The organism is Algihabitans sp. (assembly GCF_965226985.1).
Lineage (GTDB): Bacteria > Pseudomonadota > Alphaproteobacteria > Kiloniellales > DSM-21159 > Algihabitans.
Genome location: NZ_OZ245712.1, coordinates 3293761 through 3306973, shown reverse-complemented (window position 1 = coordinate 3306973; position 13213 = coordinate 3293761). Strand labels below are relative to the sequence as shown.

Annotated in this window: 11 protein-coding genes; 8 read left to right on the top strand and 3 right to left on the bottom strand. The window is 65.7% G+C overall.

Features of this window, described 5'->3' with window-relative positions:
* Positions 1 to 300 precede the first annotated feature (300 nt).
* Entirely contained in the window at positions 301 to 951 is a 651-nt protein-coding gene (locus ACO054_RS15090; RefSeq protein ID WP_421707414.1) for a transglutaminase-like cysteine peptidase, read from the bottom strand.
* A 399-nt stretch (positions 952 to 1350) separates the two neighbouring features.
* On the opposite strand from ACO054_RS15090, the gene ACO054_RS15085 reads away from it, so the two are divergent.
* The 8 genes from ACO054_RS15085 to ACO054_RS15050 all read left to right on the top strand — a co-directional run bounded on the left by ACO054_RS15085 (position 1351) and on the right by ACO054_RS15050 (position 12015).
* On the top strand, positions 1351 to 3417 hold the full coding sequence (locus ACO054_RS15085) for an HD domain-containing phosphohydrolase (RefSeq protein ID WP_421707413.1): 2067 nt from the start codon (positions 1351 to 1353) through the stop codon (positions 3415 to 3417).
* Positions 3418 to 3513: 96 nt separating this feature from the next.
* Positions 3514 to 4284, top strand: a complete 771-nt coding sequence (locus ACO054_RS15080; protein WP_421707411.1) for a metallophosphoesterase family protein — start codon at positions 3514 to 3516, stop codon at positions 4282 to 4284.
* Between the two features lie 133 nt (positions 4285 to 4417).
* Complete coding sequence (gene rfaE2 / locus ACO054_RS15075; RefSeq protein ID WP_421707410.1) at positions 4418 to 5914, top strand: D-glycero-beta-D-manno-heptose 1-phosphate adenylyltransferase; 1497 nt, start codon at positions 4418 to 4420, stop codon at positions 5912 to 5914.
* Between the two features lie 50 nt (positions 5915 to 5964).
* The gene (locus tag ACO054_RS15070; RefSeq protein ID WP_421707409.1) at positions 5965 to 6531 is read left to right on the top strand and encodes a methyltransferase family protein; all 567 of its coding nucleotides are present in this window, start codon (positions 5965 to 5967) and stop codon (positions 6529 to 6531) included.
* A 210-nt stretch (positions 6532 to 6741) separates the two neighbouring features.
* On the top strand, positions 6742 to 7596 hold the full coding sequence (locus tag ACO054_RS15065; RefSeq protein ID WP_421707408.1) for a helix-turn-helix transcriptional regulator: 855 nt from the start codon (positions 6742 to 6744) through the stop codon (positions 7594 to 7596).
* 584 nt (positions 7597 to 8180) lie between these two features.
* Positions 8181 to 8681 (top strand): (2Fe-2S)-binding protein, encoded by a 501-nt coding sequence (locus ACO054_RS15060; RefSeq protein ID WP_421707407.1) that lies wholly within the window; start codon positions 8181 to 8183, stop codon positions 8679 to 8681.
* Entirely contained in the window at positions 8681 to 9667 is a 987-nt protein-coding gene (locus ACO054_RS15055) for an FAD binding domain-containing protein (RefSeq protein WP_421707406.1), read from the top strand. The genes ACO054_RS15060 and ACO054_RS15055 overlap by 1 nt, the downstream gene beginning before the upstream one ends.
* 2 nt (positions 9668 to 9669) lie before the next feature.
* Positions 9670 to 12015, top strand: a complete 2346-nt coding sequence (locus ACO054_RS15050) for a xanthine dehydrogenase family protein molybdopterin-binding subunit (protein ID WP_421707405.1) — start codon at positions 9670 to 9672, stop codon at positions 12013 to 12015.
* Positions 12016 to 12227: 212 nt separating this feature from the next.
* On the opposite strand, the gene ACO054_RS15045 is transcribed toward ACO054_RS15050, so the two are convergent.
* Together ACO054_RS15045 and ACO054_RS15040 are read right to left on the bottom strand one after the other, a co-directional pair.
* Positions 12228 to 12758, bottom strand: coding sequence for an MmcB family DNA repair protein (locus ACO054_RS15045; protein ID WP_421707404.1), 531 nt, complete (start codon positions 12756 to 12758; stop codon positions 12228 to 12230).
* A gap of 86 nt (positions 12759 to 12844) precedes the next feature.
* Positions 12845 to 13084, bottom strand: coding sequence for a hypothetical protein (locus tag ACO054_RS15040; protein ID WP_421707403.1), 240 nt, complete (start codon positions 13082 to 13084; stop codon positions 12845 to 12847).
* Positions 13085 to 13213: the final 129 nt, after the last annotated feature.

Genomic DNA, 13213 nt, shown 5'->3' with positions numbered 1-13213 from the left:
CCTCCGCTGGGTTATGCTGCAACGCAGCATGCATATGCTCCCAGTGCTCTCGGGGGTCAAGAGAGATTGTTGACCATACGACCAGTAAGGGCAATCGATAGGATCGCCATCGACCGGTCCGGCCGCGCCGCGAAGCCTCTTCAATTGACAGGAGAAGTCGGTTTGGGGCGGACCTTACGACCCAGGCCGCAGGCCTTTCATCGCACCCTGGCGCCGGTCCTGGTATCTGCCCTTGGTGCCGGTTCGTCAGTGGCCACAGCGGACTCGCGGTTTGCCGCCTTTGCCGTCGTGTCTGCGCCGTCAGGAGCGATGCAGCCACCAGGACTCTTCGTTGACGGAATAGATGGGGCGATAGTGACGGATCTTTTCGGCCGGCATGACCTGGTCGATCTGGTTGTCCAGAATCCAGGCACGACCCTGATGGTACGCCACCAGCACGGCGTGCATGAGCTGCAGGTTCAGATCCTTGAGCACGACGATCCGCATGGCCTCGTTGGACCAGCCGAGGGCCCGCAGGGACATGAACTTCGCAATCGCGTAGTCCTCGCAGTCGCCGTTCTTCTCCATGAACTGAAGCGGCGTTGCCCAGTAGTCGGGCACGCCCCAGTTCGGCGGGTCCAGGATGTAGCGGTGGCTGTTCATCTGAGCGTTGATCGCGCGCAGTTGAGCCAGCGGATCCTGACCCCGCTGGTCGTCGAGAAAGGCCTTCCACTCGTCGAGAACGCACTGACTGACTTGGCCGGGGCTGACTTGGCCGGGGCTGACCTGGCCGGGAATGCAGCCCTGGGCCAGGTTGGTTTCCTCGAAATAGCGCTCCAGCGTGCCGCGCCACTTCGGGAACATCGCGATGTTGTCAGAGCGGGCCTCCCTGGTTCCGAACAGCGCCGGATAGGCCGAGGCCTGGGCCAGGCTCGGCAGGCCCGCCCCGGCGAACGCGAGGCCAGCCGACAAGGCCGTCGAGAGGAACCGACGTCTGCTGCTGCGGCCAGAACCGCAGTGATGAGGTTTTCCTGAGCCCATTCTAAGGCGCATCCCGTTGTCTCCCGTTCTTCGAGCGGCTGTTGGTCGTGCCGTCGGCGGGGGGCAAGCCCCCTGCCCGGGCGCGGTGATGTCGAAGTCCGCGAACGTCGAATTTTGCCGGGATACTAAGGCTTTGCGCTTAATACTCCCTTAAGTAGGAGCGGCATAACGTGAGGTGGCGGCAGACGTGTGTGCCGTCGATCGACTTGTCGGTTTCGTCAATCTGATCGTTACGCTCGCTCAACATTTCAGCATCGCGACACGTCTGGCAAAGTGAAAAACGCCGTCGACACTACGATCGATCCTCGCCTCGAGCCGGATGCCGGTTCGGTGACAAACCAAGCTGCCTGGTGGCAAGGCTGGGGGCTGCCTGCCCTGGCCGGCGGTCTTCTGTTGGCGGGTGCTGTTGGCGTGGCCGCGATCATGAGTTTCGTCGAGGCGGAGCGGGCTCGCGACCTGCGCGGTTGGCAGGATCGCCTCGGGCTGATCGCCGATAGCCGCGCAGCGGATGTCGCGCAGTGGGTCGCCGGTCAAAGACGCGATATCGCCTCCCTGGCGGGGAACGCCAGCATTCAGCTTCTGCTCACGGAGCTTACCCTGGTCGAGGGCGAGATTACCGAGGTCACGGACGTCGACGGTCAGCTTCAGTACCTGGAGAGCCTGCTGACGCTGACTGCCCAGCGTGGCGGCTTCGACAGTTCGACCCTGGTTGAGGATCTGCGCGCCAACGTCGAGCTGCCCAGCCCAGTCGGGCTTGCCGTTCTCGATACGCGAGGCCGCCCGCTGGTCGCGACGTCGCGCTTCGCGGTGCCACAGGTCGAGGCAGCGTCCGAGACGCCGTTGCTGGACCTCCAGGCCGATTCCGATGTCGGCATGCTGCTGACCCTGACGGCGCCGGTTTCGGCCTTGCAGTCCGGGATCGCCGACGGTCCGGTCGGCCAGATCGTTGCTCGCCGACCTGCCGCGCCGGCTCTGTTCGAGCGGTTGCGCCAGCCTGGTCTTCGGGTTGCTGGGCTCGAAATTCTGCTGGTCCGCCCGAAGGGAGCCTCGATCGAATACCTCTCGCCGTTGGCGGACGGCACGGCCGCTCTCGGCCGCCGGCTCGACCGCGCGACCGTCGGGCTGGCCTCCGCCGATGCCTTGAGCCAGCCGGGCGCCTTCCTGGAAAGCGAGGACTACGCCGGTCAAGCGGTTCTGGCTACCGGCCGCCTGGTTGCCGGGACCGACTGGCTTCTGGTGGCGAAGGTCGACAGTGCGGTGGCGTTGGCCGACATCGACGCCCGGGCCAACCGTTTGCTGCTGGTGCTGCTGCTTGGTCTCGGTTTCGCTGCCGCCACCATTCTTGTCGTCTGGCGCCACGGTGCCTCGCGTCGCGCCAGCGAGTCCGCCCGGCTCTACGCCGCCGCGGCGGCGGAACTGACACGCCAGAAGCATCTGTTGCAGGTGGTGACGGACAACCAGCCAACGGCGATCATGATCCTGGACGACGGGCAGGTCCGTTTCGCCAATGCTCAGGCGGCCAAGCGCGCCGAGATGGCGCCCGGCGAGATGATTGGAAAGTCCCTTTCGTCCGTGGCGGGGTCGGCCGCTGCCGCGCGTACCCTGGCGCTGTCGGAGCGGGCGCTCGAGGACGGCCAGCCGGTCAGCGATGTCTGGCGGATCGAGGGCGACTCGTCCGTGGACGGCGGGCGGCGGATCTACCTGGCCGACCATGTGCCGGTGCCGTCGAGCGTCGACCTGCCGCGTGGCGTTCTGGTCGTGGAGCGGGACGTCACGGCGGAGCTGCGCGAACGCGCCCGACGCGAATCGACGCTGGACGCGCTGATCGCGACCTTGGTCGGCGTGGTCGACCGCCGCGACCCCTATGCGGCGGATCACTCTCATCTCGTCGGTGAACTGAGCCAACGTTTGGCGCGCGAGATGGACCTGGAGGAAGCGGAGGTCGAGACTGCGCGGGTCGCCGGCCTTCTGATGAATATCGGCAAGATTTTGGTGCCCGAAGAGCTTCTGACCCGCGAGGGCGCGTTGAGCGAGGCTGAGCGCGCCCAGATCCGAGCTTGCATGAACTCCAGCGCGGAGTTGTTGTCGAGTGTCGCCTTCGACGGCCCCGTGGTGGAAACCTTGCAGCAGGTTCAGGAGCGTGTGGACGGCAAAGGCGAGAAAGGCCTGGCCGGAGACGAGATTCTGCCGACCGCCCGAATCCTGACGGTGGCCAACGCCTTCGTCGCGATGGTCAGCGCACGGGCTCATCGTGCCGGGCTGCCGGTCGACGAAGCCATGGCCCAGCTGCTCTCGGACATGGGCCGCCGCTACGATCGCGGCGTCGTGGCCGCTCTGGTCAGCTACCTCGACAACAAGGGTGGGCGCCAGCACTGGGAAACGGCTGCCGCGCAATAGCGGTTTCTGCCCCAGCCGGCCTCACTTTCAGATCTACCCTTTTTCGTATGGCCCGCGCGCCCCATCTTCAGAGGCGGTGTAGTCGAAGGGCCGGTCATGTCCATTGCCAGACTCTGGAGCAGAGGCGAGGGACGCCAACAACGTCCGCCGGCGGGTCTTCCGGAGGGGACGCGCCTCTACGCGATCGGCGATATCCACGGTCAGATCGGACAGCTACGTGCCTTGGAAGCCCTGATCCTCGCCGATGCGGCGTCGGGCAGTTCCGGACGGCGTCTACTGCTCTATCTCGGCGACTACGTCGATCGCGGCGAGGACTCGGCGGCTGTGGTCGCGCATCTGCTAGCCGGGCCGCCGGAGGGGTTCGAAACGGTTCGCCTGAAGGGCAATCACGAGGCCCTGCTGCTCGACTTCCTGCTGGCGCCGGCGGACGGCGCGCGGTGGCTCGTCAACGGCGGGATCGCCACTCTCAACAGCTACGGCGTCGCTTGCGAGGAAGACGATCCGACCGACGAGGAGACTCTCTACGACCTCCACCGCCGCTTTCTCGCGGCGCTGCCGGAGGCGCATAGAACCTTCCTGGAGGGGCTCGCCCTCAGCTACGCAGAGGGCGACTATTTCTTCGCCCATGCCGGCGTCCGGCCTGGCGTGGCGTTGGAGGCTCAGAGCCCCGAAGACTTGATCTGGATCCGTTATCCCTTCCTGCAGTCGAAGGCCGATTTCGGCAAGGTGATTGTCCATGGCCATACGCCGGACACGGCGCCGGTCGAGCGAGCCAACCGGATCTGCGTCGATACCGGCGCGGTTTACGGGGGCCGGCTCACGGCCCTGGTTCTGGAGGGCAGCGAGCGCCGCTTTCTGCAGGCCTGACGCGGTGTCCCGATACCGGCCCCGCCGCCCGGTCCGGCACGGCACTCTCGCGGATTGGCTTGCCAGCAGGGCGGCTTTGCCTTAGCCAAGCGGCCGGAGTACCTGTCCTTTTTTCGGGATTCTTCTCTCCGCCATGACCGATCTGGCCGCAGAGCTGCAAGCCATTGCCGGCGTCAAGGTGCTGGCGGTCGGCGATGTCATGCTCGACCGCTATCTCACGGGGACCGTCGAGCGGATCTCCCCGGAGGCGCCTATCCCCGTCTTACGCGTTCTCAGGGAGGACACGGCGCTCGGCGGCGCCGGCAACGTTCTGCGCAATCTGGCGGCGCTGGGCGCTGCGCCGCTGTTTTGCGGGGTGATCGGCGACGACGCGCCCGGCCGTGAGGTCCAGCATCTGGTCGGCGAGGCTTTGGACGGCGGCGGTCATCTCATCAAGGACAGAACGGTCGCCACGACAGTCAAGCAGCGCATGCTCGCCGGCGGGCAGCAGCTGCTGCGGGCCGACTGGGACGCCGGCGGCAGGCCGCGCGACGAGACCCTGGAGACCCTTGAAAGCTCCGCGTTGGACCGGCTGGAACAGGCCAAGGCCCTGCTGCTGTCCGACTATGGCAAGGGAGTCCTGGAGAGCGCCGTCGTCGGGCGGTTGATCGCAGCCGCTCGAGCTGCGGGTCTGCCGGTCGTCATCGATCCGAAGGGCCGCGACTACCGCCGCTATGCCGGCGCCGACTTCGTGACGCCGAACCGCCGGGAACTGGCCGAGGCTTCGGGTCTGCCGACGGCCAGCGATGCGGAGGTGGTTGCCGCCGCCACACGGGTGATCGCGGAGGCCGAGGTCGGGGCCGTACTGGCCACCCGCAGCGAGCAGGGTATGACCCTGGTCGTCGGCGACGGTTCCGGATCGGTCGCCGAGGTCGTGCATCTTCCGGCCGAGGCGCAGGAGGTCTTCGATGTCTCCGGCGCCGGCGACACGGTGGTCGCCGCCTTCGGGGCCGGTTTGGCGGCCGGTCTGGCGCCGAAGGCGGCGGCCGGGCTCGCCAACATCGCCGCCGGGATCGTCGTCGCCAAGCGCGGGACAGCCGTGGCCTTTCCCGACGAGTTGCTGCGCGCCGGCCAGAAGGCGCGCCTGCTGGGGGCGGAGGCCAAGATCGCCGACCGCTCCGCCGCCGCCGCGCAGGCCGGAACCTGGCAGGCTCAGGGGCTGACGGTCGGCTTCACGAACGGCTGCTTCGATATTCTGCATCCCGGTCACCTGCACCTGCTCCGCCAGGCGCGCGCCGCCTGCGACCGCCTGATCGTCGGTCTCAACAGCGACGCCTCGGTGCGGCGCTTGAAAGGCGCCGGGCGGCCGGTGCAGGCGGAGGCCGCGCGGGCCGCCGTGCTGGCCTCCCTGGCCGACGTCGACCAGGTGGTGATCTTCGGCGAGGACACGCCCTACGACCTGATCGGCGCGGTCGGGCCGGACCTGCTGGTCAAGGGCGCCGACTACAGCGAGGCCCAGGTGGTCGGGGCCGATCTGGTCAAGGCGCGGGGCGGCAAGGTCCTGTTGGCCGAACTGAAGGACGGCCACTCCACCACCCGAACGCTCGAAAAGCTGGATCGCGGCGAGCCCGGCGGGGAGAGCGGGCGCTGAGCGCGACCGCGCATCTGCTCTTTGCCCTGGCCTGGATCAGCTTCGGACTCTTGCACAGTCTGCTCGCCCATGGCGCCGGGGTTGCCTGGCTCGGACGGCTGCTCGGGCCCGCCGCGCGGCTCGGCTACAACCTTATCGCCGTCCTCCATCTCGGCGCGGTCTTGCTGTTCGGACATTGGCTTGCGGCCGGCAGTTTGCCGTTCGAGCGTGCAGACGGGCTGATCTGGCTACAGTGGGCGGCTGTTGCGGCTGGCCTGCTGATCGGCGGACTCGCACTGCGGGACTACGATCTCGGCCGCTTCGGCGGGCTCTGGTATCTGCGAAACCGTAGCGTCCCTGGCGCTGCGGAAGTGCCTGAGCCGCTGGTCGTCACGGGTCTGCACCGCTACGTCCGCCACCCTCTCTACAGCGCCGCCTTTCTGCTGCTCTGGGGGGTTGTCGACGGCCCGCTCGCCCTGGCCACCGCCGTCTGGGCCTCGGCCTACTTCGTGATCGGCACCTGGTTCGAGGAACGCAAGCTGGTCCGCCTCTACGGCGAGACCTACCGCGCCTATCGCCGCCGGGTACCTGCCTTCCTGCCCTGGAAAGGCCGAGTGAGAATCGAAGGCTTGCGCTAGCTCTTTCTGACCGTAGCCAGCCCAGCTCACCGTGCCGAGCTTCGCCATGAAGCAGGCGCCGCACAGTGGTCTGACGCTGTGCGAGGTCAGCCCGCGCGCGAATAGCTTCATGGATAAGCCTTCGCATCACAGGTGGAGGACCACCGGTATTTTATCCTGTTATAGATATCATTTTATAGTGGTATGATAATCGGATAGGAGTGAGGGTCCGTGGACCAGGAAAACCGCCTCGGTACTTTTCTGAGAGACCGCCGAAAGCGGCTTGATCCGGCAGCCTTCGGATTTTCGGGCAGGCGACGCACTCCTGGGCTCAGACGCGAGGAAGTCGCTCAAAGGGCGAACATCAGTACGACCTGGTATACTTGGCTCGAGCAGGGCCGTGGCGGTGCGCCCTCGCCACAGGTTCTCGAAAGACTTGCCGATGCGCTGATGCTCACGGAGGCCGAACGAGAGCATCTTTTCCTGGTCGGCATCGGACGGCCGCCCAAGGCCTCATCGTCTTCGCAAGAGGGCGTTACGCCGAGGCTCCAAAGATTTCTCGATGCGCTGCCGCTCATTCCCGCAATCATCGTGACGCCGCAATGGGACATCGTCGCCTGGAACGATGCAGCCCGTCTCGCGCTGACCGACTACACCACACTTTCGCGAGATGAACGCAATATCCTTCGGAGAATGTTTCTGGACCCTGAGACACGCGCCGCCCAGTTGGAGTGGGATAGTGTCGCCCGTTTCCTAGTAGCGACATTCCGTGCGGAGACTGCGCGCGCCGGGGAGAATGACCGGGCTATGGAACTGCTGGCTGAGCTCTCCGGTAAGAGCACCGAATTCGCCGCGATGTGGGCCGATAAAGATGTGCGATCGACGGGAGAAGGCGTCAAACGGATTCGGCATCCGGCGGCAGGGCAGATCGCGTTCGAATTCTCTTCCTTCGCGGTCGATGGCCGTCCTGACCTGAAGCTTCTAACCTACACGCCGGCTGAAGAGGTCGACGCGAAGAAAATGAGACGGCTCTGCCAAGATCCGAAACAGAGAGGGCAGGGCCGTCGGGCGTCGTCACGGGCGTAGTGCAATGGTCGGGGTTGCGCTTTGCATCTTTGTCGCAAGCGCAGATCAGAGGAGGCCGTTGGGCCGCAGGCAACTTCGAGTCGCAGAGTGCAGCCAGACATGGTCGCTGGCGCCGTCAATGCGCTTCTGCCAGACGATCCTGGTAATACCTATACCCGTATAACAACTCAACTTTAATGGGATGAGGATCTGAACCAAGCTGCCTGCATTGGTAATGAGGCAGGACGATCAATGAGATTGCTCGCAACCGATGCAACAGGTTTCGTGAGATCGGCGTTCCTGGAGGAACTGCCGTCGCACTGGCTCGACCTCGTCAGCCTCGCGCAGTCTGCTCATGGCGATTCCGTGCACTTCCGCAACGACAGTCGCGGCGCGGGTCAGGACGGCTGCGGCCGGCCATGTCAGATGACTTCTCCCCTTTGCCGCCGTCGACCAGTCCGTATCAAGCGCAACGACAGGCAAGCGCTCCGAATGGGGCACTTGGAACCGTCTCTCCTTTCCGACCTGGGTTCGATGGCGCAGGTCGATGTCGAAGACAGCACAGACGTCTTTGAGCGGCCAACTGGTTGGAGGGGGCGTTCGGCATGACCATTACGATCAACGGACAACCGTACGATCCGCCGGCAGACAAGCGAGTCTCGCTGCTCGATCTCTTGCGCGAACGGTTCGATCTGGTCGGCACGAAAAAAGGTTGCAATCAAGGTGCTTGCGGGGCTTGCACCGTGTTGGTCGATGGGGAGCGTATCCTCGCCTGTCTCGCTCTCGCCGCGCAATACGACGGGCGTTCGGTGACGACGATCGAGGGGCTTGCCAACGGCGAGGATCTGCACCCATTGCAGGCTCTCTTCGTTCAGCATGATGGACTGCAGTGCGGCTACTGCACGCCTGGTCAGATCATGAGTGCCGTGGCTCTCGGCAACGAGTTTTCGCGTGATGCCCCCAGCAGTGTGACGTCGGACCTGGATGGTCCAGCCACACCCAGCCGCGAAGAGATCCGCGAACGGATGAGCGGCAATCTCTGCCGGTGCGGTGCACACAACGGAATGATCGACGCAATCGTCTCCTATCTCTCGGAGCACAGCTGATGACACCCTTCGACTATACGAGGGCGAGTTCCGAACAGGATGCAGTTACCCGAGCGAGAGATGCTGGCGCCAGATATCTGGGCGCGGGTACGAACTTCGTCGATCTGATGCGCGAGGGTGTCGAGACTGCAGACAAGCTGGTGGACGTGACCGGTCTTTCTCGCCGTATCGAGCCGACCGAGGACGGTGGCCTTCTGATAGGCGCCGCAGCCAGCAACACGGCGGTGGCGGAGCATGCCGCTATCCGCTCCCGCTACCCGGCTCTTGCGCGCGCGATCCTGTCCGGTGCTTCAACCCAGATCCGCAACATGGCGACCGTGGGCGGCAACATCCTACAGCGGACGCGCTGCACCTACTTCCTCGATGTCGAGGGCGCGCGTTGCAACAAGCGTCAGCCCGGGCAAGGTTGCGATGCATTGGAGGGGTTCAATCGCGGCCACGGGATTCTCGGCGTCTCGTCGGCCTGCATCGCGACCCATCCGTCCGATATGTGCGTGGCACTTGCGGCGTTCGATGCGGTGGTGCATCTCGTCGGGGAAAATGGACGACGACGCTTGCCCCTGGTCGACCTTCACCGCCTTCCCGGCGACAGGCCGCATCTCGAGACGGTTCTGCAGCCCGGCGAGTTGATCACTGCCGTCGAGCTGCCATCGCAGACCGGCAATATACGGTCTGCCTACCGCAAGGTACGCGACCGGGCGAGCTACGCTTTCGCACTGGTCTCGGTGGCGGCCCTGCTCGAGGTGGCTGAAGGACGCATCGCCAATCTGCGTATCGCGCTTGGCGGTGTGGCGCCAAAGCCGTGGCGCGCCCGCGAGGCCGAGGCGGCGCTGATTGGCGCGGTCCCGGAGCAGAGCGCTTTCGTCGCGGCTGCCGACCTCGCGCTTTCGGAGGCGAGGACGCGTTCCGGCAACGCCTTCAAGCCGGAGCTTGCACGCCGAACGATCGTCGCGGTGCTATCCGACCTCGCCGGGGCTGGGCGATGACCATGCCTGGCAAAGACCACCGCATCTTTCATGGCCGGGGCCCTCACGTATCCCGCCGTAGCGCCCTCGTTGGCTCGGCGGCGACGGCTGCATGTCTTTTCCTCCCAAAGCCCGGCCTTACCGAGTTTCTCCCGAACGCGCCGGCAGGACGCGCTCTCGGGACGGCCTATCCTAGGCGGGACGGTCCCCTGAAGGTACAAGGTGCGGCCCGCTTCGCCGCGGAGCAGCGCTTTCCGGGCATGGTCTATGGCGCACTCGTCTATTCCACCGTCGCCCGTGGAATGATTCGCCGAATCGAAACCGAGACCGCGCGCGCTGCGGCCGGTGTCGTCTTCGTCATGACGCAGGAAAACGCGCCGCGCCTGGCCCCGCCCGAACCTTTCTATGCCTCGCCGACCGGCATGGCCGGCAGTGCCATCCCGGTGATGCAGGACGCCTCGGTTCACTGGAACGGTCAGCCGGTCGCCGTCATCTTGGCCACCACGCAGGAGGAGGCCGACCATGCCGCGCGCCTCGTCCGCGTCGACTACGAAGAGGCGAAGGCGGTCACTCGCTTCGACGACGCGGCCGCGCAGGCACCGATCGCATTCTATGCGGGCCGCGAACTGCAGTACCGCGACGGCGACGCCGAGGCGGTGTTGGCCGAGGCGGAGGTGTCGGTCGATCTCGACTTCACTACGCCACAGCAGACCCACAATCAGATCGAGCCGCACGCCGTCACCGTCGCGTGGCAGGATGGTATCCTGCGGATGCACGACTGCACCCAGGGCGTCGATCTCTCGGCGATCACCATCGCGAAGGTCTTCGGGCTCGACCCCTCCCAAGTCCACCTGACGGCCGAGTTCGTCGGAGGCGGCTTCGGCGGCAAGACGCTCTGGCAGTACCATATCCTCGCCGCGGCTGCCGCGCGCCTCGCAAACAGGCCGGTCCGGATGGCCCTGACGCGCGAGGGCGTCTACCGCATCTGTGGCGGGCGCGCACCGACCCGTCAACGCGTCGCCCTCGCTGCCCGACTGGACGGAGGGCTGACGGCGCTGATCCATAGCGGCACCACCATGAAGATCGCGCAGAACGCCATGACCGAGCCGTTCATGGAGGCTGCTGAGCACCTTTATCGCACGGACACCATGCGTCTCGAGATCCGCGCGGGTGTTCGGGACATGCTGGCCAATACCTTCATGCGCGCACCCGGTGCAGCGGTCGGAACCTTCCCGTTGGAGGTCGCGCTCGACGCCCTGGCTGAGCGGTTGGCGATGGACCCCGTCGAGCTCCGCATCCGAAACGAGCCCGAAGTCGATCCGACGACAGGCAAGGCCTTCTCGCAGCGCGCATTGGTCGAGGCCTTGCGGGAGGGGGCGCGCCGCTTCGGCTGGCAGTCGCGCGCGGGCGAGCGGCTGGGCTGGCGCGAGGGCGAGTGGCTGGTCGGCACCGGCATGGCGACCGCCTACTATCCCTACAAGCGCTTTCCTGGCGGAGCCGCGCGGATCAGGCTCGGTCAGGATGGTCGGGCGCTGGTTGAGCTCGCGGCGCACGACATGGGCATGGGTACGAGCACCGCGACGGCGGCGGTCGCGGCGGATCGGCTGGGCCTTCCTTACGAGGACGTCGAGATCCGATACGGCGACAACCGGCTACCCGGCAGCATGATCGCCGCCGGATCGCAGCAGATGGCTGCCATCGGTGCAGCGCTGACAGCTGTGCGCGACGCATTGGTTGCCGAACTCGCTGCTCTCGTGCCTGCGGGCATGGCCTTGCACGGGCGCCCAGCCGAGGCGATGACGATCCGCGACGGCGCGCTCGTCCTAACCAGCGATCCCGCTGTGAGGATGACTTTGGCCGATTTGCTGGCTGGGGCGGGGAGACGCGAGGTTTCGGCCGAAGCGACCGCGCCGCCGCCGTCGGAAGCGAGAGACTGGTCGATGCACTCAACCGGTGCCGTCTTCGCCGAGGTGCGCGTCAATGCGGTCACGGGTGAACTGCGCGTTCCGCGCATTACGGGCGTGTACGATTGCGGCAGGATCCTCAATCCGACGCTCGCCGCCAGTCAGTTCCGAAGCGGCGTCGTGATGGCACTTGGTATGGCACTCATGGAGGACACCCACTTCGACGAACGCAGCGGGCGGATCGCAAACCCCAGCCTTGCGGCTTACTACATGCCGACCCATCTCGACGTGCCCGAGATCGACGTCGCCTGGACCGGCATTCCGGACCCTGAAGCCCCGTCGAGCGCCCGTGGAATCGGCGAAATCTCCATGACCGGTCTCGCAGCGGCGGTCGCCAACGCGGTGTACGACGCGACCGGCAAGCGCGTTCGCGATCTGCCGATCACACTGGACAAACTCCTTTAGTTTTCGCGCCGAGAGACCAGTCTGACTCGGTGTCCCGTGTTTCGCCGGCGCTTTCTTTTGGGACGACCCATCGGCTCTTGGGTTAGGCCACGTCGTACGCCAAGCCGTCTTGACATCCCAATATCGCTTCGTGCGACGGCAACTCCGTGTGTGACGATCGCCCGCGCGGCTTTCTCGTCCCGGACGGGGCAGGTCGAAACCGGAGACCTGCGTCAGCCTGCCTGACCGTAGCCCGGCTGGCCGTAGAGCAGACGCTTTGCCGCGAGGCGGGCGAAACGCAGGGTCAGTGCCTTGCGCCGCGCAGCCGGCAGCTTACGGTCGCCGGGGTTCCGCAGGATGCGGGCGTCATAGGCGTCGGCGACGATCAGGCCTTGCTCCATCGGCAGGATGTCCTGGGGAAAATCCAGCGGTACGGCGAAGTAGAGGCGTTCGCAGAACTCCAGGTAGTCCGGCCACTTTCGGTCACCGCGAAAGTCGGCGATGCTGGTTTTGATCTCGACGGCCCAGAGCGCGCCGCCTTCGCCGAGTGCCAGCAGGTCCAGACGGCGCCCGTTGGCCAGCGGCACCTCTGGCAGGCTGGCGAAGCCCATGGCGTCGAACAGCCGGGCGACGCCGCGCGTCACCTCCTGGGTCAGGCGGTTCGCGGTAAGCGGCTGATCGCAGTGATCGGTCACGTTTGAAGCCAAGCTGGGCGCAGTCTCGTTTGCTGCGCCGAGGCCGTGGCGTTGCCTACTGGACCGCATCGCCCCGACTCCTGCGCACAAATCCATTCTGGCACAGGGAAGTCCGCTTTTGTGAAGCGCCCGTGGGGCGGCTGTCGTCGTTCGGTTTAGCTAGGCAGCAGTAGCTTGGCCTGACCTTTGATCGCTCGGATCACGTCGTGCACACCTCCGTCGGCGAAGACGTCGATGCCGAGGGCGCATTTGATCCGGTAGAGAACGACGAACAGCAGGACGCTCAGCGCCAGTAGGATGACGCCCTGACCCAATTTCCCGAGCAGACTCGCTCTGCGCCAACGCTCCACCGCCTGATCCATCAGCGGTGCCGCTTCGGCCAACAGCTGTTTCATCCGGTCTTTCCCAGTCGAACCGCGCCGTGCGGCGGTCTTTCGCCGGCAGGCACACGATTCTCTTTGTCAGGCCAAGCCCCACATCCCGAAGTCGAGACTATGGCCGGGTTGGATTACGAAAGTCCAAAC

Coding starts and splice junctions, on each gene's coding strand:
- ACO054_RS15080 (WP_421707411.1), top strand. CDS start 3,514: ATGTCCATTGCCAGACTCTGGAGCAGAGGCGAGGGACGCCAACAACGT.
- ACO054_RS15045 (WP_421707404.1), bottom strand. CDS start 12,758: ATGCGGTCCAGTAGGCAACGCCACGGCCTCGGCGCAGCAAACGAGACT.
- ACO054_RS15050 (WP_421707405.1), top strand. CDS start 9,670: ATGCCTGGCAAAGACCACCGCATCTTTCATGGCCGGGGCCCTCACGTA.
- ACO054_RS15060 (WP_421707407.1), top strand. CDS start 8,181: ATGACCATTACGATCAACGGACAACCGTACGATCCGCCGGCAGACAAG.
- ACO054_RS15055 (WP_421707406.1), top strand. CDS start 8,681: ATGACACCCTTCGACTATACGAGGGCGAGTTCCGAACAGGATGCAGTT.
- rfaE2 (WP_421707410.1), top strand. CDS start 4,418: ATGACCGATCTGGCCGCAGAGCTGCAAGCCATTGCCGGCGTCAAGGTG.
- ACO054_RS15040 (WP_421707403.1), bottom strand. CDS start 13,084: ATGAAACAGCTGTTGGCCGAAGCGGCACCGCTGATGGATCAGGCGGTG.